The sequence below is a fragment of the Marinobacter sp. genome (assembly GCF_048266785.1).
Taxonomy (GTDB): domain Bacteria; phylum Pseudomonadota; class Gammaproteobacteria; order Pseudomonadales; family Oleiphilaceae; genus Marinobacter.
Genome location: NZ_JBLWYX010000002.1, coordinates 394,160 through 418,058 on the forward strand (window position 1 = coordinate 394,160; position 23,899 = coordinate 418,058).

A 23,899-nucleotide genomic window follows, 5' to 3' on the forward strand; every position below is an offset into this window, starting at 1 on the left:
GTTTTACGCCTCGGCTTCGTCAACGCACTCCCGCAGATAACGGAACAGTTTGCGGGCCTGCCCGGTGTTGTTCTGCTTCTCCACATCCCTGCGGGCATTGCGAACCAGGTTGCGCAAGTGCTGTATATCAGCGCCCGGGCAGTAATTGAAAAACTCACCGGCCACCGAGTCTCCTTCCGCAATCATTCGGTCACGCCAGCGCTCAGCCAGGTGGTGCCGGCGAGTGTGTTCCCCGCTCCCTGAATCGAAGGCATCAATGGCACGCTCCACCGCTTCCGGGTCGTCTTCCTGCCGGATGATTTTGCCGATGTATTGCAAATGGCGCCGCTTGGCTTCGTTCTGGCGAATCCTGCGGGACTCCTCAATGGCGTTTCTCAGCGTATCGCTGATGGTCAGCGTATCAAGCTGTTCATTGCTCAACTCCAGCATGCGTTTGCCAATATTCTGGAGTGCGTGCATATCCCGCTTGAGCTGGGATTTGCTGGGGCCGGAGTATTGCGGGGTTTCGTCTTGGTTGCTGTCGATCATTGTTCCTTCCAGGTTTGTCGGATCAGGCGTAGAAAAGGGTGGCAAGGCCCAGAAAAGACGTAAAGCCGACCACATCTGTGACGGTTGTCAGTATAACGCTGCCTGCCAGTGCCGGGTCGATATTGCGAGACTTCAGGAACAGTGGCAGTACCGTGCCCACCAGCGCGGCGGCGACCAGATTGATAACCAGAGCGGCAGCAATGATTGCACCGATCATTACGTCCTGAAACCAGATCATGGCGGCTATCGCGACTAACGCTGCCCAAAGCACGCCGTTCAGAATACCGGAAAGAAACTCCCGGTTCAGTAGCCAGCCCACGTTGGCGCCGCTGATCTGCCCTACAGCCATACCTCTGATTACAAGGGTCAGGGTCTGGCTGCCGGCGATGCCGCCCATGCTGGCGACGATCGGCATCAGTATCGCCAGAGCCACGACTTTGTCGATGGTGCCTTCGAACAGACCGATCACGCCAGATGCAATAAAGGCGGTGATCAGGTTAATGCCAAGCCACACAGCCCTGCGCCTGGTGGTTTTCCAGACCGGTGCAAAGGTATCTTCGTCGTCATCAAGGCCGGCCATACTCATCAGTGAGTGGTCCGCGTCCTCGCGGATAACATCCACTACGTCATCGATGGTAATCCGGCCCAGCAGCCGCCCTTGGTCGTCTACCACCGGTGCAGAAATCAGATCGTAGCGCTCAAACATGTGGGCTACTTTGGTGTCGGAGAGGGTGACGGGTATCGGCTCGATATCGGTATCCATGACTTCCCGCACGGTTGCGGTCTGGCTGGATACCAGCATTGCCGTAATGGGCAGCATGCCGATAAATTCGTCGCGCCGGTTTACAACAATCAGGCTGTCGGTCATCGGCGGCAGAGCCCTGTGCCTGCGCAGGTATCGCAACACCACATCAATGCTGAGGTCCGGACGCACGGTGATGGTGTCCGTGTTCATCAGGCCGCCAGCGGTGTCTTCCGGGTAGGAAAGCACCTCTTCGACCCGTTGCCGGTCCTGCTCGTCCATGGTGTCCAGAACTTCCTGGATCACCGTATCCGGCAACTGTTGCAGCAGGTCGGCGAGATCGTCGGACTCGAAGTCCTCTATGATATCGGCCAGTTCCTGGGCGTTCAGCCGGCTCAGGTATTCGGCACGGATGTCCTCATTGAGGTACTGGAGAACATCGCCTTCCAGCTGTTTGTCGACCAGATTCCAGAGCAGGGCACGCTGGCGCGGTGGCGAGGATTCGAGCAGGTGCGCAATATCACTGGGGCTCAGGCCGCCATTGAGAATGCGTGCTACCTGTTTCAGGGCACCACTGTCCAGAGCTTCACTCAGTGAGCGTAAACGCTGGCGGGCCTGGCTTTTCTCCGGAATCTCGGACATGAATCACCTGCAGTCAGAAAACGCCCGCATTATAACGGAGTTAGGCGGTGCACGTGAGTAAGAGTTGCAGGGATGTACCGTAAAAAATGGCGGGCTATTCACCCTCTCCGAAATAGTCGTTGATCAGAGCGACCAGTGCGTCAATGGCCTCCTGCTCATCCGGCCCATCCGCCACAAGCTCCACTTCTGTGCCTTTGCTGGCTGCGAGCATCATCACTTGCATGATGTTTTTTGCATCCACCTCACGACCCTTGCCGCAGACCCTCACGGAGCACGGGAAGGCCGATGCAGTGGCAACCAGCTTGGCCGTGGCCCGGGCATGCAGGCCAAGTTTATTGATAATAACAATCGGCTGGCGTATCACGCTGTATCACGCCTCATTCCGGGCCTGCAAATGCGGCAGCTCGGTATGACGTACCTGGGCGTTGCTGCTGTGTTCCCGGAAATGTCGTCCCAGTTGCTCGCAGATATAAACCGAACGGTGCTGGCCGCCCGTGCATCCAATGGAAATGGTCATGTAACTGCGATTGCTGTCTGCAAAAGAGGGGATCCAGTTTTCCAGGAACGCAATAAGATCGTTTACCATTTTTTGGCTGGCAGGCTCTTTCTCCAGAAACTCGATAACCGGCTGGTCAAGGCCGGTAAACTTGCGCAGGTTGGTGTCCCAGTGCGGGTTGGGCAGGCAGCGAACATCAAACACGTAATCGGAATCCAGTGGAACGCCGTGTTTGAAACCGAAAGACTGGAAAAGCAAGGCCAGTTCCTGATCTTTGCGGCCGGCTACTCGCTGTTTCACCATATCCCGGAGTTCGTACATCGACAGCCCTTTGGTGTTGATGTAGAGGTCCGAGAGCTTGGAAAGGGGCTCGAGCAGGCTCTTTTCATTACTGATGGCCTCTCTGAGAGAGGTTTTGTCATCACTCAGCGGGTGCTTTCGCCGGGTGGCGTGGAAACGCTGCAGCAAGGACTGCTCATCGGCGTCCAGGAAGATGATCTCTACCTGAATGTCGTCTCTGCGAAGCTTGCGGTAGATCTCTTCAAAATTAGCCAGCTCCCCGGACAAGTTGCGAGCATCAATGCTGACCGCCATCTTGTCGAGCCGCCCCGGAGCGCTCTGGTTGGCAGCTTCCCGGGTGAGCGGAAACAGAAGTCCGATAGGCAGGTTATCAATACAGTAGTATCCGAGGTCTTCCAGTACGTGAAGAGCGGTACTTTTGCCGGAGCCGGACCGGCCACTGACGATGATCAGCTTCATGGTGAAACAGCCTGTTGCCAGAGTGGATATCAGCCGCTTGCGGCGGTCATGCGTTGGTAAAGCGTACCGGCATCTTCGCACTGCCTGATGTGGTCGCAGAAGGTGCGGTCATTAAATTTTTCGGCGAGCTGACTGAGTAATTCAAGATGCTCGCTGGTGGCCTCCTTAGGCACAACAAGTGCAAATACAAGATCCACCGGCTGGTTATCAATAGCGTCAAACTCTACCGCTTCTTCCAGAGTCATGAGAACGCCAATTACATGTTCCAGCCCTTCCAGGCGACAGTGAGGGATGGCGATCCCCTGGCCAATTCCAGTGCTGCCCAGCCGCTCGCGAGCGATCAGATTATTGAAGATCTGGCTTTCGCTGAGTGAATCATTGTACTGACGGATCTGCTCGGCAATGAACTCCAAAGCCCGCTTTTTACTCGATGCGGGTACCTTACACAGGGTCAGTTCCGGTGCAAGAATGCTCTCTATCGTCAGGGGTGTGTCGCTCATGAATCGACCGCGCTTCTGTTAAAAAAAGCTGCGACACGTTGTCCGCGCCGCAGCCTGATTAGATGACATGCCTGAAAACAACCGCCTAGCGGGCGGTATTTCCCTGCATCCTGTCCAAACTCTTTTCTTTATGCTTGAGGATCTGTCGGTCAAGCTTGTCGACGAGGCCGTCGATCGCTGCGTACATGTCGTCGTTTTCCGCCTTTGCGTGAATCTCACCACCCACCACGTGGAGCGTAGCATCCGCGATCTGACGAACCTTATCCACTTCCAGTGTTACCTGGCAGTTACTGATGTGGTCGAAGTGCCGCTCCAGTCGTTCAAACTTTTCGGATACATAATCCTTCAGGGCGGGAGTCAGTTCTACGTGATGGCCTGAAATGTTGAGTTGCATAGACGTCTCCTGTTGTCATCCGTTCCGGCTCCGGGGAGCCGGCCTAAGTGCCGGCGCTTGTGGCTGCGCCAGCGAAATTCGTGTGAACCGTTAAACCGTGCTGGCTTAAACCAGGCGTTTACGTTCGTTCGAGGGCGGAATGTGCATCGCCTCGCGGTACTTGGCAACCGTGCGCCGCGCAACGTTAATTCCCTGTTCTCCCAGCATGGCCGCAATTTTGCTGTCACTCAACGGCTTTTTCGGTGTTTCGGCCGCAATCAGCTTTTTGATCATTGCGCGGATCGCAGTAGAAGAACATTCGCCGCCTTCGTCGGTACTGACGTGGCTGGAGAAAAAGTACTTCAGCTCAAAGATGCCCCGGGGGGTGTGCATGTATTTCTGGGTTGTTACGCGGGAAATTGTGGATTCATGCATTTCCACAACCTGGGCAATGTCCGAGAGAATCAGCGGTTTCATCGCTTCTTCCCCGTAATCCAGAAAACCCTGCTGATATTCAACGATACGAGTGGCAACCTTAAGCAATGTTTCGTTCCGGCTTTGCACGCTCTTTATAAACCACTTTGCCTCCTGGAGCTGGTCGCGAAGGTAGGTGTTATCAGCACTGCTATCTGCTCGCCTTATCAATGAAGCATAGCTGGCATTCACGCGTATGCGCGGAGCAATTTCAGGATTCAGTTCCACACGCCAACGACCGTTGTGTTTGCGCACGATGACATCAGGAATGACGTAATCCGGTTCCGTGCGATCGATGATGTCGCCGGGCCGCGGGTTGAGGCTGGTGATCAGTGTAAGAACGTCGCGTAGCTGGTCCTCTTTAAGGCGGCTACGGCGAAGCAGCTGGGCATAATCACGATTGCCCAGCAGGTTTATGTAATGGGTGATAACCAGGCGTGCCTGGGCCAGCCAGGGCGTTTCCGGAGGCAGCTGGTTAAGCTGGATCAACAGGCAGTCCTGAAGATCCCGGGCGAAAACCCCCGGCGGATCGAAGTATTGTAGCCGGCGTAAAACGGCCTCCACTTCATCCATTTCAAGAGGATCTTCTTCGGTATCGTCGGTCAGGCCTGCGTAGATCTCGTCAAGAGAGCTGGTGAGGTACCCGCGCTCGTCTACGGCATCCATCAGTGCGTGGGCGATGGCCTGGTCCCGTTCACTCAGAGGTGTAAGGTTAAGCTGCCACTCAAGATGATCCCTGAGGGTTTCGGTCGGTGAATTCCGGGTTTCGAAATCGTGATCGTTTTCATCGTCATTCCGCGCAGCCGGGGCAGGGGCAGACTGGTAAACGTCTTCCCAGGCGGTATCAACGGGAAGGTCATCGGGAAGCGTATCCGGAATGTCGTTTTCAGATTGCCAGTCCGGGCCGGTTTCACTCTCGTCCCAGTCAGAGCTGGCAGCGTCAGCAGCCATATCTGCAGGGTTGTCAGCAGGGGTTTCGTTGGAGGCGTTGTCCCGATTCTGATCGCCATCCGCTGATGGCGCTTCAGTCTGGTCATCATCTTCCGACGTTTCCAGCAGGGGATTGGACTCCAGTGCTTGTTGGATTTCCTGCTGAAGGTCGAGAGTTGATAACTGCAGAAGCCTGATCGCCTGTTGCAGCTGGGGCGTCATTGTCAGGCTCTGACCCAGCTTTAATTGTAATGAGGCTTTCATAACCATCGCTCAGGATCCGTCATTCATACCCGTTCTGAATTTCTTGCGCTAGCTAAAAAATCTTTGTATGGCGGTTACTTGCCGCCATTTAAGAATGCCCTGCAAGTTCTTTGCCGAGTTTACTTGCTCCGGCTCAGCAAAACAATCGAACGGGTCTATCCCAGTGCTGAAAACAGTGTTTACAGGCGGAATTCGTTGCCAAGATAAACTTCTTTGACCTGTTGGTTGGCCAGAATGGATTCCGAGTTTCCGGAGGCGATAATGTGGCCGCCGGATACGATGTAAGCATTCTCGCAGATATCCAGCGTTTCGCGCACGTTGTGATCAGTGATCAGAACGCCAATGCCCTTATCCCGGAGGTGGCGGATAATCTGTTTGATATCACTGACGGAGATAGGGTCTACACCGGCAAATGGCTCGTCCAGCAGAATGAAGGCAGGTTCCATCGCCAGAGCGCGGGCAATCTCGACCCGGCGGCGCTCGCCCCCCGAGAGTGCCATGCCGAGGCTGTCGCGAATGTGGGTAATGTGAAACTCTTCCAGCAATTGTTCGAGCTTGCTCAGACGGTCAGCACGGTTGAGGTTCTTGCGGGTTTCCAGAATCGCCATAATGTTATCCCGCACCGAGAGCTTGCGGAATACCGAAGCCTCCTGCGGCAGGTAGCCGATGCCTTTGCGGGCGCGCCCATGCATGGGTAATGGCGTAATGTCCTGGCTGTCGATGGTTATGCGGCCATTGTCGGCGTTTACCAGTCCTACGATCATGTAGAAGCAAGTAGTTTTGCCGGCACCGTTAGGGCCGAGCAAGCCGACGATTTCACCGCTGCGAATTTCCAGCGAGACATCAATGACCACTTTTTTCTGCTTGTAGCTTTTTGCCAGGTTACTTGCTCTGAGAACTGCCATCGGATCCCTGTCTAATGTAATCAGCTGCTATTGGGTAGAGTCGTTGCTGATAGTGCCACTGCCTGGCTGGATAACCATCTCAACGCGCCCGGGGCCAGAGCCGGTATCTTTGCTTCCCTCGGCCGTGACCACACGTTGTTCGGTATCGTAATGAATGATGTCGCCGCGGAACAGGTTGCCATTTTGCTCAATTTCCGCTTCCCGCTCAAAGGTGAGCTGTTTATCTGAGGCTGACCAGGTGATGTACAGGGCTCTGGCATCGGTTTCACCTTCGCCGCTGGTGACGGGCTGCTGGTAACGGGCGGGTGAACCGTTGGCCTCAATACGGTTAAGGCCTTCTGCACTGCGGTACAGCACTACCCGTTCAGCCGTAAGGCGGGTTTTGCCCTGAACCAGTTCAACCGCTCCGGTGTAAGTGGCAATGCCCTTGCCATCGTCCAGGCGGGCGCTGTCGGCGCTGACGGTGATCGGTTCATCGGAACCAAGATCAAATGCCAGCGCCGGGCTGGCAAGGCCTGCTGCCAGAATGGTGGCCAGAAGCCTGCGCATCGGGTTATTTAACGGTTTCATAACGTCCTTCCACCTGGGAGTTGAGTTCCAGAATGCGTTCATTGATCCACGCCTTCATACCCTTTGCCCGGGTAGTGCCAACGCTGTCAACAATGACCACCGGGTCATCGGTATAGACAATGCCCTGATCATTATCCAGGGTCAGGCTTTCAGTATTCAGTGTTGCTGTCCGGTCACCAATGGTCCGCACCACGCGAACGTTGCCGGTAAGGTCCAGCAGATCTTCGTTTCGAAGCAGGCTGCCATTATCGGCTTCGAGAATCCAGGGCTCGGGATCGGTTGCGCTGAACAGTTCTGCGTTGGGCGACTCCATGGTCGCCAGATTTTCTTCTTCAAACTGTTCGATGCGAGGGCTTGTAAAAACGATCTTGCGGTGGCCTGTTTCATCGTAGGAAGTATAGTTGCCGTTGATTACAAAACCATCGGGTTCTGTCTCACCCCGGAGCTGGCGTGGGTCGCTGTAGCTGGATATTGGCGGTTCATCGCTTTGCCATAGCAGGAAAACCGTTGCCGCAACCGTGGTTGCAAGCGCCAGCATGCGAAGCCAGGGCCTGTTTGCTATGGCCAATACGGAAAGCCGGCTGGTTTTTTCGCTCTGCGCCATGGTTATGGTTCCAGGTAAGGCATCAGGGTTGCGTTCAGGTGGTTGCCGGCTGTCAGCAGTAAATCACAAAGCTCCCGCACCGCACCGCTGCCGCCGTTAGCCCGGGTGCAATAATCCGCATGCTCGCGCACCAGCCAATATCCGTTCGGCACCGTAACTCCGAAGCCTGCGTAGCGAATAGCGGGCAGGTCCGGCAAGTCGTCGCCCATATAGGCGATAGCTTCCGGAAGAATGTGCAGTTTGTCCACCAGCTCCTGCAAAGCGACCTTCTTGTCTTCCCGTCCTTGCATCAGATGGTGAATCCCCAGATCTCTCATGCGCTTTTCAGTTAATGGTGAGCTGCGACCGGTGATGACGGCTACAATGATTCCTGCGGCCATAATCTGCTTCAGGCCCAGCCCGTCCAGAATGTTGAAGCCTTTCAGTTCGTCACCTTTGGCACTGAAGTAGATCTTGCCATCGCTCATAATGCCATCAACATCCAGGGCAACAAGCTTGATGTGCGCAGCTTTGGCCAGCAGTGCTTCAGTCCAGGCTTCCTGAAGCGGGCTTTTCAGTTCTCCCATCATATTGCCTCTTGAATTTGCCTATTAGATAACGCCGGCGCGAAGCAGGTCGTGCATGTTGATGGCGCCGACGAGGGCGCCGTTCTCGTCGGTAACCGGGAGTGCGCTGATCTTGAGGCCTTCCATAACGTTGAGCGCTTCCGCAGCCAGTTGATCCGGCTGAATGGTGCGTCCATTGCGTGTCATAACATCCCGCATAGGGGTGGTGTGCACATCAATGGACTTGTCCAGGGTGCGGCGCAGATCGCCGTCTGTGAAAATTCCGGTCATGACACCCGTATCGTTTACGACGGTTGTCATGCCCAGCCCTTTACGGGATATCTCCAGCAAGGCACCACTCAAAGTGGTGCTCTCATTTACAATGGGGATGCGGTCGCCGGTATGCATGATGTCGCTAACCCGCAGCAGGAGTTTGCGCCCCAGGCTGCCGCCCGGATGCGAGAACGCAAAGTCTTCAGCGCTGAAGCCCCGGGCTTCGAGCAAGGCAACGGCCAAGGCGTCGCCCATCACCAGAGTGGCGGTTGTGCTGGATGTCGGCGCCAGACCCAGCGGGCAAGCCTCCGCTTCAACGCTGACATCCAGGTTCGCAACCGCCTCTTTTGCCAGAGTGGAGGTTGGATTGCCGGTCATGCTGATCAGCGGCGCGCCCATGCGTTTGATCAGTGGCAGAATGGTAACCACTTCGCTGGTGTTGCCGCTGTTCGAAATGGCAATAACCACATCCTGGCTGGTAATCATGCCCATGTCGCCGTGGCTGGCTTCCCCGGGATGAACAAAAAACGAAGGTGTTCCGGTGCTGGCCAGAGTGGCCGCAATCTTGTGGCCAATGTGGCCGGACTTGCCCATGCCAGTCACTACAACCCGGCCCTTACAAGCCATGATGACTTCACAGGCACGTATAAAGTGGTCGTCGATTCGGTTTTCCAGGGCGCTGATTGCATCGCGCTCAATGCGAATGGCCTGAAGTGCGGGGTTCCGGAAATCGTATATTTTCTGCTCAGTCATCGGGCAAAGAACCTGTTTTGTCGTAAAGTTACGTGATTGCGATAGAGTTGGCGAAGTATAACATTTCCCGTGGCTGGCGCGGCCTGGTTACGGCAAGTTCATTGGATCGATCAGCAAAACTGATCATTGCTATCAATTCATTTTGGGAACCACTGATTGAGCTTGAGGGCTCCTTGGCATAATGTAGCCGCTCTTTGAAAGCTAAGCGCTATGCGTTGAAGAGCTAAACGCAACGGGCTGAAAGCTAAAGGCTATGGGCTGAAAGGTAAGGAATATGGGTTTGAGCTCGTACATTTCATTGAAGGATGTTGTATTTTCCCGCTCTGGTCGCCGTATTTTCAATGGGGTTTCCGCAGAGATTCCCCGTGGCAAAATCACGGCCATTATGGGGCCCAGCGGCAGCGGAAAAACCACCTTGTTGCGCCTGATTGGCGGTCAGCTTCGGCAGGACTCCGGCAGCATACTGGTGGATGGACACTCGATTTCTGAACTTCGCCGCAAAGAGCTTTACACGTTTCGGGAAAAAATGGGCATGCTGTTCCAGAGCGGTGCGTTGTTTACCGACCTGAGTGTTTACGAGAATGTGGCGTTCCCGATGCGCGTGCACACCAAACTGCCAGAAGACATGATTCACGACATCGTGTTGATGAAGCTGGAAGCGGTTGGCTTGCGCGGTGCCCGCAAACTCATGCCGTCTGAACTTTCCGGTGGCATGAATCGGCGCGTGGCCCTGGCCCGCAGTATCGCTCTGGACCCGGAGCTGATCATGTACGATGAGCCCTTCGCCGGGCAGGATCCGATTGGCATGGGTGTGCTGGTGAAACTGATCCGTGATCTCAATAGCTCCATGGGGCTCACCAGCGTTCTGGTATCCCATGATGTTAAAGAATCCCTGAGCATCTGCCACTACGCCTGCATCATTGCGGATGGAAAAGTGATTGGCACAGGCACACCCGCCGAGTTGCAGGGCCATCCGTCTGAACAGGTGCAGCAGTTTTTGCAGGGGCATCCGGATGGCCCTGTGCCGTTTCATTACCCGTCCTCGACGGCTTCTGAGGATTTCGGTCTTTCTGGAGGTGTCTCTTGATCGACAGAATCGCGTCCCTCGGGCGTAGCGGGGTAGATTTTGTTATTTCCTTCGGACACGCCGGTCGTTTTCTGGCTGGCGTGCTGTCAGGCGTTCCGCGCCCGGCAACCGGTTTTCCGCTTTTATTGAAACAACTTTACTCGGTCGGCGTGCTTTCACTGGCCATTGTGGTGGTGTCAGGGCTGTTCATCGGCATGGTGCTGGGCCTTCAGGGTTACACCATTCTCAGTGATTTTGGTTCCGAATCCGCGATCGGCCAGATGATTGCGCTTACCCTGGTGCGCGAACTGGGGCCCGTGATAACTGCTTTGCTGTTTGCAGGGCGCGCAGGCTCTGCGTTGACCGCTGAGATCGGCCTGATGAAAGCGACCGAGCAGTTGTCCAGCATGGAGATGATGGGTGTGGATCCCCTGCGCCGAGTTATTGCCCCTAGACTCTGGGCGGGCTTTATAGCCACGCCGGTACTGGCTATTATTTTTTCGATGGTGGGTATCTGGGGCGGTATGCTGGTAGGCGTGGAATGGCTCGGCGTATTTGAAGGCTCCTACTGGGGTAATATGCAGGCCTCTGTGGATTTCTGGGACGACGTCGTAAACGGCGTGATCAAAAGCGTGGTCTTCGGTTTTGTCTGTGCCTGGATTGCGGTTTACCAAGGTTACGATTGCGTGCCCACATCCGCAGGAATCAGCTCGGCCACCACGAAAACCGTGGTCTACTCCTCACTTGCCGTGCTGGGGCTGGATTTTGTGCTGACCGCCGTAATGTTCGGCAACTTCTGATTAACGATAGACGAGATAACACCGGGAGCCGGTAATGACACAAAGAACAACGGACATCACAGTTGGCCTGTTTATGCTTGCCGGATTGGCTGCGCTGCTTTTTCTGGCACTTCAGGTAAGCGGGCTGTCCCCCAAATCGGCCAAAAGCACCTACACCATTTACGCGGATTTTAACGATACCGGCGGCATTACGCCTCGGGGCCGGGTTTCCATGGCGGGTGTGACGGTGGGCAGTATCGAGTCCATCACACTGAACAAGGAAACCTTCCAGGCGCGGGTCGCCATGTCCATTGATGGCGACGTGGATAATATTCCAGCAGATAGCGCTGCAGTAATACGCACATCCGGTCTGCTGGGGGAGCAGTACATTGATATATCCATCGGTGGTGAAATGGATTCCCTCAAACCGGGCGATACGTTTTATTCCACTCAGTCTGCCATGAATATTGAGCGGTTGATCAGCAATTTTGCGTCTGGCAAGTAAGCCGGCTTCGCGACAGAACAGGAGAGGCCACATGATTGCTTTTATACAGCGATTTTTTCTCGCTCTGACACTGATGGCGTTTTACGTAGCATCGGTTCAGGCGGGTCCGGAAGAAGACTTGCAGCGCTATGTGGATGACAATACCCAGCGCCTGGTAAATCAACTCAATGCTGAACGCGGGCTTTATGAGCGTGATCCCGAAGCCTTTTACCGGCACATGGATGATGCGCTGGAAGGCTTTGTCGATTTTCGCCGGATTGCGGCCCGGGTAATGGGGCGCTATGCACGCCAGACAACCCCTGAGCAGCGCGACGAGTTTGTAGTCCAGTTCAAACGCAGCCTGTTTGACAGTTATGCCCAGGCGTTGGTGAGCGCTGAAGATTTCAAAATCAAGGTTAACGACGCCATCATCAACCCGCAGGACGACAACCGAGCCTCTGTGGCCATGGAGGTGATAACCGCCTCCGGCAACCGCCATTCAGTCACCTATTCCATGTACCGTAAGGAAGACGGCGACTGGATGATGGAAAATGTAATTGTTGAAGGGGTCAACATTGGCCTTTCGTTCCGGGACCGTTTCACTCAGGAAATGGAAGCCAATCGAGGGCAGGTTCAGGTGGTGATTGACGGATGGAGCGATGCCGTGAAATCCCTCAACCTGGAAGATGAAGTGAATAAGTCATGAGTGCGGAGGCACAACTTCCGACCGTTCAGATGGAAGAGGGCGTGCTCTCGGTCTCGGGCACCATCGACGCCTATACAGTGATACCGCTGCGGGCAGAAGGCGAGCGACTGATCAAAGCAGCCAGTGAGAGCTTGAAAAGCCTGGTGGTTGATCTTGCAGGCTTGGCCAACACCCACAGCGTTGCTCTATCCATGCTCCTGTGCTGGAGCCGGCTGGCTGAAAAACAGGGTATTTTTCTGTCGTTCAGAGAAGCACCAGACCGTCTCATTTCTCTTGCCGCTTTGAGCAACCTCGAGGATTGGTTACAATCCCGCCCCTGATTTCAAAAACACCCGAGGATTTACTATGGACGCCACTGAAGTCACCGAGCTGGTCAAAAAAGCACTGCCCGATTGTGAGGTGCAGGTACAGATCGACGGTAACCATTATATGGTAGTGGTCATAGGTGACGTTTTTGAAGGCCTGTCGAGCATCAAGCGGCAGCAACTGATCAACAAGGCGCTATTCCAGCAAATCATGGATGGCACTATTCATGCCCTTCACCCGAAACCGTTTACACCGGCTGAATGGGCCGCGCGTTAGTGTCCCGTCTGGCTAATTACTTAACCTACTGCGTAGCGCTGAGGGCTTTGATAGCCGCGTTGCGCCGTCTCGATTTGGAACCACCAAATCTTCGCCACCGCGCCTAGCTCTCAAAGCCCTCAGTGGCTCAGTAGGTTAAGTAATTAGCTAGACGGGACACTGGGGCTGAACCGCTCGCACACGACAGGATTACTATTGTGGACAAACTCTTGATCCGGGGCCGTAAGCCTCTGGACGGCGAAATCCGGATTTCCGGTGCAAAAAACGCTGCCCTTCCTATTCTTGCGGCAACTCTGCTGGCCGATGAACCGGTTACCGTAGGCAACCTGCCGCATCTGCACGACGTTACCACCATGATCGAGCTGCTTGGGCGCATGGGTGTGGAACTGATGATTGACGAGAAAATGAGCGTGGAAATTCACGCCAACACCATCAACCATTTCCACGCGCCTTACGAGCTGGTCAAAACCATGCGCGCCTCCATTCTGGTGCTTGGCCCTCTGGTTGCACACTTTGGCGAAGCAGAAGTATCTCTGCCCGGTGGCTGTGCCATTGGTAGCCGGCCGGTAAACCTGCATATCCAGGGCCTTGAGCAGATGGGCGCGGATATCAAGGTGGAAAACGGTTACATCCGGGCGAAAACCAACGGGCGCCTCAAAGGCGCGCACATCTTCATGGATGTGGTGACGGTAACCGGTACTGAGAATCTGTTGATGGCTGCAACGCTGGCGGATGGTAAAACCATCCTTGAAAATGCCGCTCGTGAGCCGGAAGTGGTGGATTTGGCCGAATGCCTGATTGCTATGGGCGCGAAGATCACCGGGCACGGCACCTCAACCATTGAAATTGAAGGCGTTGAGCGCCTGCACGGCTGCCACTACAACGTGTTGCCAGACCGTATCGAAACCGGGACTTATCTGGTGGCAGCAGCTGCGACCGGTGGCCGGGTAAAACTGAAAGATACCCGTGCGGACCTTCTCGACGCTGTACTGCTGAAGCTGGAAGAAGCCGGCGCCCACATCACTTCTGGCCCGAACTGGATCGAGCTGGATATGAAAGGCCGGCGCCCGAAAGCGGTCAATATTCGTACGGCGCCTTACCCGGCTTTCCCGACAGATATGCAAGCCCAGTTCGCCGCGATGAACGCTGTGGCAGAAGGCACGGGCACCATAATCGAGACCGTATTCGAGAATCGGTTCATGCATCTGCAGGAGCTGACGCGCATGGGCGCCGATATCACTCTGGAGGGAAATGCCGCGATTATCAAAGGCGTTGACCACCTGACCGGTGCGCCGGTGATGGCAACCGACCTGCGCGCATCCGCCAGCCTGGTCATCGCGGGCTTGATGGCAGAGGGCGATACCATTATCGATCGTATCTACCATATCGATCGTGGCTACGAGTGTATTGAAGAGAAACTGCAGCTGCTTGGTGGAAGTATTCGCCGCCTGCCAGCGTGACAGACACAAACGGGCAACCGGAAGGACGCATGACAGATTCCATCACCATCGCTTTGTCGAAGGGGCGAATCCTGGAAGAAACCCTGCCACTGCTGGCAGAAGCCGGGATTGAGCTGGTCGACGATATCAAGAAATCCCGCAAGCTGGTGTTTCCCACCACGGATCCGAATGTGCGCGTGCTCATTCTCCGCGCGACCGACGTGCCCACCTACGTGCAGTATGGCGGTGCCGATTTGGGCGTTACGGGTAAAGACGTGTTGATGGAGCATGGCGGGGAAGGCCTTTACGAGCCTCTGGATCTTAACATCGCTCGCTGCCGTCTGATGACCGCTGGCCCGAAAGGTGAAGCGCCGCCGGTAGGGCGTATTCGTGTAGCCACCAAGTTCGTGAACATGGCTCGCCGCTATTACGCTGCGCAAGGGCGGCAGGCCGATATCATCAAACTTTACGGCGCGATGGAGTTGGCGCCGATTCTTGGCTTGGCCGACGAGATTGTCGATATTGTGGATACTGGTAATACGTTGAAGGCCAACGGCCTGGAAGCGCGGGAGCTGATCGACCATATCAGCACCAGATTGGTGGTAAATCGTGCCTCTATGAAGATGAAACACGAGCAGATTAACCCCATCATTGAGAAGATGGCGGCTGCTGTGGATAGGCGCCGCTAGAAATATAATCTTGTGCGCTGAAGCAATCGGGTAAGGCTTTTAACGATAGTTCTGGAGTACGAAGCAATTGGGGCAGGCTTTCCAAAACACGCTGTGAATACGTCCGTGTACGCTTGGCTACGCCATCCATGGCTTCGCACAGTTTTGGAAAGCCTGCCCCAATCGCTTCCCCGGACTATGGGTGTTCGAAAGCTCTTCCTGAACACTTCTCGCCGGGCCTGAGAATGGCTAAGTAGACCGCCTGAATAGTGAACCTATATCCAAAGCAGGATTTGAGAAATGACCGTTAGCATCAAACGATTGAACGCTACCCAAAGTGACTTTGACAGTGAGCTGGCTACACTGCTGGCTTGGGATGACAGTGTTGATCATCAGGTGAACGAGTCGGTGCGTCATATCCTGTATGAAGTGAAAACCCGCGGTGATCAGGCGGTTTTGGAGTTCACGGAAAAGTTTGATCGGCTGAACGTGGGCAGTGTTGCAGAGCTGGAGATGAGTCAGAGCCGTTTGCAGCAGGCTCTGAAAGCAATCCCGGAAGATCAGCGCGTGGCACTGGGGCAGGCTGCAGATCGGGTGCGGGATTATCACGAGCGTCAGAATCAGAAATCCTGGCAGTATCAGGACGAAGACGGCACTGTGCTGGGCCAGAAGGTAACGCCGCTGGATCGCGCAGGGCTTTATGTACCCGGCGGCAAGGCGGCCTATCCATCGTCTGTTTTGATGAACGCGATTCCTGCGAAAGTAGCCGGTGTGGGAGAAGTTATTATGGTGGTTCCCACTCCAGATGGCGTGGTGAATGATTTGGTACTGGCCGCCGCCGCCATCGCAGGCGTTGACCGTGTATTCACCGTGGGTGGCGCACAGGCCGTTGGCGCTCTGGCCTACGGCACAGAAACCATCCCGGCAGTAGATAAAATCGTCGGTCCCGGCAACATCTTCGTCGCCACCGCCAAGCGAGAAGTTTTTGGCACCGTCGGCATAGACATGATCGCCGGCCCTTCGGAAATACTCGTAATCTGCGATGGCAAAACAGATCCGGACTGGATCGCCATGGACCTGTTCTCCCAAGCCGAACACGACGAACAGGCCCAATCCATTTTGGTCAGTCCAGACGCAGACTTCCTTGATGCGGTTGAAGCCAGCATCAACAAACTGCTGCCCACCATGGAGCGCGCTGACATTATCCGCACCTCCATGACCGATCGCGCAGCCCTGATTCACGTTGCTGACCTCAGCGAAGCCGCAAAAGTATCCAACCGCATAGCTCCGGAACACCTGGAACTATCCGTGGAGGATCCGGAAGCCCTGCTGGAAGAAATCCGCCATGCAGGCGCCATCTTCATGGGCCGCTACACAGCCGAAGCCTTAGGCGATTACTGCGCCGGACCAAATCACGTACTGCCCACCAGCGGAACAGCGCGGTTCTCATCCCCGTTGGGTGTCTACGACTTCCAGAAACGCTCCTCCATTATCGGGTTCAGCGCTAAGGGCGCCGACCGAATGGGGCGTGTCGCTTCTGTTCTGGCAAGGGGTGAGGGCCTGACGGCTCACGCTCGTTCAGCTGAATACAGGATTAAAAACGATGAGTAAATTCTGGAGTCCTTTGGTCAGCAGCCTGGTTCCTTATGTGCCAGGCGAACAGCCCAAAATGGCTAATCTGGTAAAGCTGAACACAAACGAAAATCCGTTTGGCCCCTCACCAAAAGTCATCGAAGCAATACAGGCCGAACTCAATGATAGCCTGCGCCTCTACCCGGATCCGGAAGGTGAAAACCTGCGCCAGACCATCGCCGGCTATCACAGCGTAAAGCCTGAACAAATATTCCTGGGCAACGGCTCCGACGAAGTTCTGGCCCACATTTTTTACGCCCTGTTCCAGCACGGCCAGCCCGTTCTCTTTCCGGATGTAACCTACAGCTTCTATCCGGTGTACTGCGGCCTCTACAATATTGAAGGCAAAACCGTAGCCCTCACAGACAGCTTCGAGATCAACCCGGAAGACTACAAACAACCCAACGGCGGAATCATCTTCCCCAACCCCAACGCGCCTACCGGCCGTTACCTCGGGCTCGAGCACGTAGAAGCAATCCTGCAGGCCAACCCGGAGCGCGTGGTCGTGGTGGACGAGGCCTACGTGGATTTTGGTGGCGAATCTGCCATCAAGCTCGTCGACATATATCCCAACTTGCTGGTCAGCCAGACGCTGTCCAAAGCCCGTTCATTGGCGGGCCTGCGCGTTGGCTTCGCCATCGGTCATCCGGATCTGATCGAAGCCCTGAACCGGGTTAAAAACAGCTTCAACAGCTATCCTTTGGACAGGCTTGCCTTGGCTGGCGCAAAAGCCGCTTACGAAGACGAAGCCTGGTTCCAGAAGTCCTGCAAAGGTGTGATATCCGAACGCGAACGCGTGACGAAAAGTCTGGAAGGCCTGAGCTTTGAAGTTTTACCTTCTAAAGCGAACTTCGTGTTCGCCCGTCACAGGGCGAAGTCTGGTGAAAGTCTGGCAAAAGCTCTGAGGGAGCAAGGCATCATTGTTCGCCACTTCAACAAGCCCAGAATTAGCGACTTCCTGAGAATAACCATTGGCACTCCTGAACAGAACAATTCACTGATTTCAGGCCTTAACTCCCTGTAAACGAGAAAAGTTCGATAGAGGCCGGCAGGGAACTCCAGAGTCCAGGTCAAAACAGGAGGAGAAAGCACATGGCAAATCGTGACAGCATTCTCGCGAAACTCAATGAATGGCTCCAGCCTGAAAACTTTCAAGACTACTGCCCAAATGGTCTGCAAGTTGAAGGCAAGAGCGACGTTAATACCATCGTCACCGGCGTAACCGCCTCCCGCGCATTAATCGAAGCCGCTATCGCAGCCAACGCAGATATGATTATCGTTCACCACGGCTACTTCTGGAAAGGCGAAGATCAAAGCATCCGAGGTATGAAACGTGAACGTCTGAAACGACTGCTGGATAACGACATCAACCTGGTCGCCTACCATCTGCCACTGGATGATCATCCGGAATACGGCAACAACCGGCAGCTTGCAGATATCCTCGATGTCAGGAACCCGCGACCGTTAAACGGCCTTGTCTGGGAAGGTGAGCTTCACGAAGCGATGAGCCCGGAAAAGTTCGGGCTCCAAATCGCCAGAGCACTTCACCGTGATCCGCTAAGAGTTGGCGACGGTAAAGCGGAAATCAAACGGGTAGGGTGGTGCACCGGTGCTGCACAAGGTTTTATCAACACAGCCATTGATGCAGGCCTCGACGCCTACATCAGCGGTGAAATCTCCGAGCCGACTACCCACACCGCCAGAGAGTGCGGTATCCACTATTACGCCGCAGGCCACCACGCAACCGAGCGCTATGGTGTAAAAGCGCTCGGTGCAGCGTTAGAAAAGGAATTTGGTATCAGTCATCGGTTCATCGATTGCGATAATCCGGTCTGATCAAACCTGCGGTGCTTTCTCGCCTTTCTTCAAACCGAAGTCTTCAGAAAGCGTACCTGAAGTCTTGGGAGCATAATCCCGGGGTGGTTCAGCGCCGTCCTCGCTGACTTCCTCCAGGCGCTTGCGGGAGGTCTGCTCAGCAAGCTCAGCCATCCATTCCTCATCATTGCACAGGCGGTTCGCCCCGCGAGCCATATGCTGGTTCACATCACGGTACGCATCATTGAACCGGCGCAGCAAATGGGCTGACTCCATAAAATGCTCGTTCACCTGGGCCTGATAGCGGGTGTACTCGTTGCGCAGTTCTTCTGTCTGCTGCTCCGCACGGCGCTGCCGGAGCGTAGATCCTTGCCCCGAGCGGCCAACCATCGCTCCGATGACAATGCCAACAATCAATGCGGCAATCGCTGCCAGAATCAGGTTTGTCATATGCTGTGTCGTCCTGTTGCCTAAAAAATGAACCAAGCTATGTGAGCCAGTATAACGTCCGCAGCCTCATCAGCCCATGTTTGAGTGCTGCGCCAATCGTCGTATTGCCCTGCAACGGTTCAGCGTGGCGAAAAAATCGGAAATACGCGATAATTCGCCGCCCAAAATCAACGATCAGACCTCGGGATTTCCTGATGACAGCTTCTACGCCTTCTGAAACGCCTGCGTACCAGACACCATGGCAGCGCTACCAAACGGATCTTGAGCGTCCGGACTTTCTCAAGGATGCCGCTCAGGCTGATGCTGTGCAACGCCTTCAGATACTTTACGACAAACTGGTGGAAGCGGAAAGCGAACGCGGCAAAGCAATGACCAAATTGCGGCGCAAGTTAAAAAAAGGCAGGGAAGAGCCGGTCAAAGGCCTTTATTTCTGGGGTGGTGTTGGCCGTGGCAAAACCTATCTTATGGACACATTCTTCGAATCCTTGCCGTTTAAACGCAAGATGCGCGTGCACTTTCATCGCTTTATGCAACGGGTTCATCAGGAGCTGAAGAACTTCAAGGGCGAAAAGAATCCGCTGGATCTTGTGGCTAAAAAGCTTGCCGGTGAAACCCGCGTGATCTGCTTCGACGAGTTTTTTGTGTCAGACATCGGTGATGCCATGATCCTCGCAACGCTTATGGATGGGCTGTTCAAACGTGGTGTCACCCTGGTGTGCACCTCCAATATAGTTCCCGACGGCCTCTATAAAGATGGCCTGCAACGGGCGCGTTTCCTGCCGGCCATCGCGCTTGTAAACAAGCACACCGATGTGGTGAACGTAGATGGCGGCGTTGATTACCGGCTGCGTACTCTGGAACAGGCCGAACTCTACCACTCGCCGTTGGACGAAGAGGCCGATGCTTCTCTGCGCAGTAGTTTTGACGCTCTGGCGCTTGAGGCCGGCAAGCACAGCAAGTCCATCGAGATCAACGGCCGCAAGATTCCCGCACAGGCCCACGCCGATGACGTGGTCTGGTTTGATTTCAAGGATGTCTGTGATGGTCCTCGTAGCCAGAACGACTACATTGAGATGGCTCGCCAGTTCCACGCGATCGTTGTCGGTAATGTTCCCGTTCTGGGAGGTGAAAAAGACGATCAGTCGCGCCGGTTCGTAAACATGATTGACGAGTTCTACGATCGCAATGTGAAAGTTATTATCTCAGCGGCTGCTCCGATAACCGAACTATACTCCGGCGGGCGCCTGAGCTTTGAATTCGAACGCACCGAATCGCGCCTTCTGGAAATGCAGTCACAGGAATATCTGGAGGCTCCGCACAAGCCGTAGCAAGAGCAAAAAACGATCAAAAGCAAAGTGGTTGCATCCGGAATTGTTGTCTATAGTGAACGCACAACAAGGAAACCCGGCGCCGATCGGGGTGGTGAGCGGGTAGCGAGTGCAAAATCATACTTTTGACTGATCAAAGCACTGGACAGCGTTAGCTATAGTGCTTACATCACGAGCACTGTGCATGAAGCCTCCTATACATCGTGAACACCAATAATCAGAGCAGCGACTCAGAACAACAATGGAGTAGCCTTCCAATGACAAGAAAAACACACCAATGGCAGCGTTGGACAAGATTACCGCTCGCTGTGGCAGTGGCGGCCGGTATGTCCGGTCAGGCTTCTGCGTACTCCTTTTACCTCGGGGATGTGGAAGCGCAGTTCAACACCACGCTTTCCGCCGGTGCCGGCTGGCGAGTCGAAGATAGTGACAAGCGTCTGATTGGCCAAGGTAACCTTGGCCCCGAATATGCTCCCGGCGGGCCGCTTGCAAATATTGGCGCGTCTACAAATAACTACGATGATGGCAACCAGAACTTTGACAAGGGCGATACCTACTCCAAGATCGTCAAAGGCAACAGTGAGCTGTTCCTCGACTACGCAGTCGACAGTCAGTACCTGACCCGGGTCGGTGGCTTTCTGCGCGGGCGTTACTGGTACGACTTCGAACTGAAAGATGAGGGGCGTGCAACGGATGATGTCGGCCAGCAGCGTGAGCTCAACAGCAGCGCAAAGGACAATGCTTCCGGCGGCGAAATTCTTGATGCGTACATTTTCTCGAATTGGTACTTCGGCGACGTGCCCGTCAGCATTCGTTATGGTAATCAGGTGCTCAGTTGGGGTGAAAGTACCTTTATCCAGGGCGGCATCAACGTTATCAACCCTGTAGACGTACCTGCGTTCCGGGCCCCGGGGTCTGAGCTGAAAGACGCGTTGTTGCCGGTGGAGATGTTGTACATGTCTGCCGGCATTACCGAGAATGTAACAATCGAAACGTTCGTTCAGACAGACTGGGAGCCGGTTCGTCCCGACGATTGCGGAACCTTCTTTTCGACCAACGACTTCGCGGCTGACGGTTGTGGCCCTGTATTGTTGGCCGGCCAGTTGCCGGATTCCCAGGCGTTCGCGCAGGGCTTTGTTGCGCCGCGTATCGGAGATGTTGAGGCGGATGAGAAAGATCAGTTCGGTGTGGCTCTGCGCTGGTACGTGCCGGCCCTGAACGATTCCGAGCTTGGCTTCTATTACATCAAGTACAACAGCCGCCTGCCATACGTAAGTGGGCTGGTGAACAACCCGTCCAGCCCTGGTGCGACCCAGACAAACGACCCGAGCTTGCCGTTCTCGACTTTCCCAAGCTATTTCATTGAGTATCCCGAGAACATCAACCTTTATGGTATCAGCATCAACACCACTACACCCGGTGGTTGGTCTCTTGGGGCCGAGTACAGTTTCCGCGACAATGTCCCTCTGCAGTGGAACGCATTCGAGCTGATCTTCGGTGGCCTGCAGCAGCGGGGGCCTGACGGCCAGACCCTGAGCGGCCTTGAACGGCAGCGACTTGAAGAAAGCGGGGGCGCCAATCTTGCCGGCAAGCCTGTTGCGGGTTACGACCGGTTTAATGTGTCCCAGGCTCAGTTCACGCTGATCAAATTCTTTGATCAGGTAATGGGAGCCAGCCGCCTGTCTCTGATTACAGAGTTTGGCGCGACCTACGTACACGACCTGCCGGATTACGATGAAGCCCGTTACGGACGCTCAGGAACATTCGGTATCGGTGCCTTGCCGCTGGATGGGGCCAACTTCACGGGCGATTTCTGTGCCGCTGGTGCGAACATCAACACCAATTACTGTAACAACGAGGGTTTCACAACCGACTTCTCCTGGGGCTATCGTACACGGCTGGTTTGGGAGTATTCGAACGCAATTGCAGGGGTAAATCTGTTACCTCAGTTGGCTTGGAGCCACGATGTGGAAGGTTACAGCCCGCAGCCGGGTGGGGCCTTCAACGAAGGTAGCAAGGCTATTGGCCTCTCCCTTCAGGCGGTTTATCAGAACAGGATTACAGGCAACATCGGTTACACAAACTTTTTCGGCGGCAAGCCGTATAATGAGCTGACGGATCGTGATTTTGTGAGCGCTAGCGTTTCCTACTCATTCTGAACCGCCAAGAATTCGTTTAACGAGGTAATTTAAATGAAACTAAACAAGAAATTACTGGCGACGGGCGTTTTGGCCGCGACTCTTGTCGCAGGCCAAGCCTGGGGTGCAGTTTCTTCCGAAGAAGCAGCCAAGCTCGGTGATTCCCTGACACCGATGGGCGCAGAAAAAGCCGGTAATGGCGGCGCTATTCCTGCGTGGACAGGGGGTTTGACAACGCCCCCCGCTGGCTACAAGGGAGACGGCATTTATGTGAATCCGTTTCCGAATGAGACGCCCCAGTTCACCATTGATCAGAGCAACGTAGCGGAATACGCAGACAAGCTGTCCCCCGGGCAGGTAGCAATGATCAAGCAATACCCGGACTATGTGCTTCCCGTTTACGAGACTCATCGCACAGCGGCCTATCCGAAAGACATCATGGATGAAACGGTCAAGAATGCGACCGGTACAGAGCTGATCAAGGACGGTAACGGTCTGGGCAACTACCAGAATGCGACGCCATTCCCGATCCCGCAGAACGGCCTGGAAGCAATCTGGAACCACATCACGCGCTATCGTGGTGGTTCGGTGCAGCGTAATGTCGGGCAGGCAACGCCTACCGCCAACGGCGCCTACTCCGTCGTGAAGTTTCAGGATGAACTGACCTGGAGAAGCTACCTGACGGATTACAAACCGGGCGAAGACCCCAACGTGCTGTTCTACTTCAAGCAGGCCATCACGGCTCCGGCGCGTCTGGCAGGTAACGTGCTGCTGGTTCATGAGACCATTGACCAAGTTGCAGAACCGCGTCGGGCATGGGTATACAACGCTGGCCAGCGACGTGTTCGCCGTGCACCTCAGGTTGCCTACGACGGACCGGGTACTGCATCTGACGGCATGCGTACGTCAGATAACTTCGATATGTTCAACGGCGCACCAGATCGCTACAACTGGGAGCTGGTTGGCAAGAAGGAAATGTACATTCCGTACAACTCCTACAAGCTGGTAGACCGGGGCCTGAGTTACGATGATATCGTCAAGGCTGGTCATATCAATCAGGATTTGACTCGCTACGAGCTCCACCGAGTGTGGCATGTGCGCGCAACCTTGAAAGAGGGCGAGCGCCATATTTATGCTCAGCGTGATTTCTATATTGATGAAGACACCTGGCAGGCATCGGTCATCGACCACTACGATGGTCGTGGTGAGCTCTGGCGTGTGGCAGAAGCCCACGCCATGCAGTTTTACGATCAGATCGTTCCCTGGTATGCGGTTGAAACCCTGTACGATCTCTTGTCTGGCCGCTATCTGGTTCTGGGTCTGACAAACGAGGAAGTCGATCCTTATCAGTTTGGCGTCAAGCGCCAGTCCAGAGATTACACTCCGGCTGCTCTACGCAGAGCCGGAACCCGCTAAACGGGTATGTAGATCTACAGAAACGGCGGGCCTCGGCC

27 protein-coding genes are annotated in these 23,899 nt (G+C 54.9%); 14 read left to right on the top strand and 13 right to left on the bottom strand.

Annotated features, from left to right (window positions below; genetic code table 11):
• Nucleotides 1–3: 3 nt before the first annotated feature.
• From yjgA to ACN0V1_RS05340, 12 genes are all read right to left on the bottom strand, one after another.
• Nucleotides 4–528: a ribosome biogenesis factor YjgA gene (gene yjgA, locus ACN0V1_RS05285; RefSeq protein ID WP_417543986.1), complete on the bottom strand. Its 525-nt coding sequence runs from the start codon at nucleotides 526–528 to the stop codon at nucleotides 4–6.
• 22 nt (nucleotides 529–550) lie between these two features.
• Complete coding sequence (mgtE, locus tag ACN0V1_RS05290; RefSeq protein ID WP_417543987.1) at nucleotides 551–1,912, bottom strand: magnesium transporter; 1,362 nt, start codon at nucleotides 1,910–1,912, stop codon at nucleotides 551–553.
• 94 nt (nucleotides 1,913–2,006) lie between these two features.
• Nucleotides 2,007–2,276, bottom strand: a complete 270-nt coding sequence (locus ACN0V1_RS05295; protein WP_417543988.1) for an HPr family phosphocarrier protein — start codon at nucleotides 2,274–2,276, stop codon at nucleotides 2,007–2,009.
• 6 nt (nucleotides 2,277–2,282) lie between these two features.
• A complete protein-coding gene (gene rapZ / locus ACN0V1_RS05300) occupies nucleotides 2,283–3,167 on the bottom strand; it encodes an RNase adapter RapZ (protein ID WP_417543989.1) in 885 nt (294 codons plus the stop codon).
• Nucleotides 3,168–3,196: 29 nt separating this feature from the next.
• Nucleotides 3,197–3,667: a PTS IIA-like nitrogen regulatory protein PtsN gene (gene ptsN, locus ACN0V1_RS05305; RefSeq protein ID WP_417543990.1), complete on the bottom strand. Its 471-nt coding sequence runs from the start codon at nucleotides 3,665–3,667 to the stop codon at nucleotides 3,197–3,199.
• Nucleotides 3,668–3,752: 85 nt separating this feature from the next.
• Nucleotides 3,753–4,061, bottom strand: a complete 309-nt coding sequence (hpf, locus tag ACN0V1_RS05310) for a ribosome hibernation promoting factor (protein ID WP_417543991.1) — start codon at nucleotides 4,059–4,061, stop codon at nucleotides 3,753–3,755.
• A 105-nt stretch (nucleotides 4,062–4,166) separates the two neighbouring features.
• Nucleotides 4,167–5,714 carry an RNA polymerase factor sigma-54 gene (locus ACN0V1_RS05315; RefSeq protein WP_417543992.1) on the bottom strand — a complete coding sequence of 516 codons (1,548 nt, stop codon included), beginning with the start codon at nucleotides 5,712–5,714 and terminating at the stop codon, nucleotides 4,167–4,169.
• Between the two features lie 173 nt (nucleotides 5,715–5,887).
• Nucleotides 5,888–6,613: an LPS export ABC transporter ATP-binding protein gene (lptB, locus tag ACN0V1_RS05320; protein ID WP_417543993.1), complete on the bottom strand. Its 726-nt coding sequence runs from the start codon at nucleotides 6,611–6,613 to the stop codon at nucleotides 5,888–5,890.
• A 27-nt stretch (nucleotides 6,614–6,640) separates the two neighbouring features.
• On the bottom strand, nucleotides 6,641–7,183 hold the full coding sequence (gene lptA / locus ACN0V1_RS05325; protein ID WP_417543994.1) for a lipopolysaccharide transport periplasmic protein LptA: 543 nt from the start codon (nucleotides 7,181–7,183) through the stop codon (nucleotides 6,641–6,643).
• Nucleotides 7,167–7,787: an LPS export ABC transporter periplasmic protein LptC gene (lptC, locus tag ACN0V1_RS05330; RefSeq protein WP_417543995.1), complete on the bottom strand. Its 621-nt coding sequence runs from the start codon at nucleotides 7,785–7,787 to the stop codon at nucleotides 7,167–7,169. The genes lptA and lptC overlap by 17 nt, the downstream gene beginning before the upstream one ends.
• A 2-nt stretch (nucleotides 7,788–7,789) precedes the next feature.
• Nucleotides 7,790–8,356, bottom strand: a complete 567-nt coding sequence (locus tag ACN0V1_RS05335) for a KdsC family phosphatase (protein ID WP_417543996.1) — start codon at nucleotides 8,354–8,356, stop codon at nucleotides 7,790–7,792.
• 21 nt (nucleotides 8,357–8,377) lie between these two features.
• Nucleotides 8,378–9,358 (bottom strand): KpsF/GutQ family sugar-phosphate isomerase, encoded by a 981-nt coding sequence (locus tag ACN0V1_RS05340; protein ID WP_417543997.1) that lies wholly within the window; start codon nucleotides 9,356–9,358, stop codon nucleotides 8,378–8,380.
• Nucleotides 9,359–9,632: 274 nt separating this feature from the next.
• Here ACN0V1_RS05340 and ACN0V1_RS05345 point away from each other — a divergent pair, with 274 nt between their 5' ends.
• From ACN0V1_RS05345 to ACN0V1_RS05395, 11 genes are all read left to right on the top strand, one after another.
• A complete protein-coding gene (locus ACN0V1_RS05345; RefSeq protein WP_417543998.1) occupies nucleotides 9,633–10,445 on the top strand; it encodes an ABC transporter ATP-binding protein in 813 nt (270 codons plus the stop codon).
• Complete coding sequence (mlaE, locus tag ACN0V1_RS05350) at nucleotides 10,442–11,224, top strand: lipid asymmetry maintenance ABC transporter permease subunit MlaE (RefSeq protein ID WP_417543999.1); 783 nt, start codon at nucleotides 10,442–10,444, stop codon at nucleotides 11,222–11,224. The genes ACN0V1_RS05345 and mlaE overlap by 4 nt, the downstream gene beginning before the upstream one ends.
• A 34-nt stretch (nucleotides 11,225–11,258) precedes the next feature.
• Complete coding sequence (gene mlaD / locus ACN0V1_RS05355) at nucleotides 11,259–11,708, top strand: outer membrane lipid asymmetry maintenance protein MlaD (RefSeq protein ID WP_417544000.1); 450 nt, start codon at nucleotides 11,259–11,261, stop codon at nucleotides 11,706–11,708.
• Nucleotides 11,709–11,781: 73 nt separating this feature from the next.
• On the top strand, nucleotides 11,782–12,393 hold the full coding sequence (locus tag ACN0V1_RS05360; RefSeq protein ID WP_417544056.1) for an MlaC/ttg2D family ABC transporter substrate-binding protein: 612 nt from the start codon (nucleotides 11,782–11,784) through the stop codon (nucleotides 12,391–12,393).
• Complete coding sequence (locus ACN0V1_RS05365; RefSeq protein ID WP_417544001.1) at nucleotides 12,390–12,713, top strand: STAS domain-containing protein; 324 nt, start codon at nucleotides 12,390–12,392, stop codon at nucleotides 12,711–12,713. The genes ACN0V1_RS05360 and ACN0V1_RS05365 overlap by 4 nt, the downstream gene beginning before the upstream one ends.
• Nucleotides 12,714–12,738: 25 nt before the next feature.
• Entirely contained in the window at nucleotides 12,739–12,975 is a 237-nt protein-coding gene (locus ACN0V1_RS05370) for a BolA family protein (protein ID WP_417544002.1), read from the top strand.
• Between the two features lie 197 nt (nucleotides 12,976–13,172).
• Nucleotides 13,173–14,435 carry a UDP-N-acetylglucosamine 1-carboxyvinyltransferase gene (gene murA, locus ACN0V1_RS05375; protein ID WP_417544003.1) on the top strand — a complete coding sequence of 421 codons (1,263 nt, stop codon included), beginning with the start codon at nucleotides 13,173–13,175 and terminating at the stop codon, nucleotides 14,433–14,435.
• 29 nt (nucleotides 14,436–14,464) lie between these two features.
• Complete coding sequence (gene hisG, locus ACN0V1_RS05380) at nucleotides 14,465–15,103, top strand: ATP phosphoribosyltransferase (RefSeq protein WP_417544004.1); 639 nt, start codon at nucleotides 14,465–14,467, stop codon at nucleotides 15,101–15,103.
• A 279-nt stretch (nucleotides 15,104–15,382) separates the two neighbouring features.
• Complete coding sequence (hisD, locus tag ACN0V1_RS05385; protein WP_417544005.1) at nucleotides 15,383–16,693, top strand: histidinol dehydrogenase; 1,311 nt, start codon at nucleotides 15,383–15,385, stop codon at nucleotides 16,691–16,693.
• Nucleotides 16,686–17,738, top strand: coding sequence for a histidinol-phosphate transaminase (gene hisC / locus ACN0V1_RS05390; protein WP_417544006.1), 1,053 nt, complete (start codon nucleotides 16,686–16,688; stop codon nucleotides 17,736–17,738). The genes hisD and hisC overlap by 8 nt, the downstream gene beginning before the upstream one ends.
• Nucleotides 17,739–17,806: 68 nt before the next feature.
• A complete protein-coding gene (locus ACN0V1_RS05395; protein WP_417544007.1) occupies nucleotides 17,807–18,550 on the top strand; it encodes a Nif3-like dinuclear metal center hexameric protein in 744 nt (247 codons plus the stop codon).
• Here ACN0V1_RS05395 and ACN0V1_RS05400 read toward each other — a convergent pair whose 3' ends face one another.
• Entirely contained in the window at nucleotides 18,551–18,979 is a 429-nt protein-coding gene (locus ACN0V1_RS05400) for a YhcB family protein (protein ID WP_417544008.1), read from the bottom strand.
• Between the two features lie 194 nt (nucleotides 18,980–19,173).
• Between ACN0V1_RS05400 and zapE the strand changes: the two genes are divergently transcribed.
• The 3 genes from zapE (at nucleotide 19,174) to ACN0V1_RS05415 (ending at nucleotide 23,861) form a co-directional block, all read left to right on the top strand.
• Nucleotides 19,174–20,307 (top strand): cell division protein ZapE, encoded by a 1,134-nt coding sequence (zapE, locus tag ACN0V1_RS05405; RefSeq protein WP_417544009.1) that lies wholly within the window; start codon nucleotides 19,174–19,176, stop codon nucleotides 20,305–20,307.
• A 257-nt stretch (nucleotides 20,308–20,564) separates the two neighbouring features.
• Nucleotides 20,565–22,466, top strand: coding sequence for a DUF1302 domain-containing protein (locus tag ACN0V1_RS05410; RefSeq protein WP_417544010.1), 1,902 nt, complete (start codon nucleotides 20,565–20,567; stop codon nucleotides 22,464–22,466).
• A 33-nt stretch (nucleotides 22,467–22,499) separates the two neighbouring features.
• Entirely contained in the window at nucleotides 22,500–23,861 is a 1,362-nt protein-coding gene (locus tag ACN0V1_RS05415) for a DUF1329 domain-containing protein (protein WP_417544011.1), read from the top strand.
• The last annotated feature ends 38 nt before the right edge of the window (nucleotides 23,862–23,899 follow it).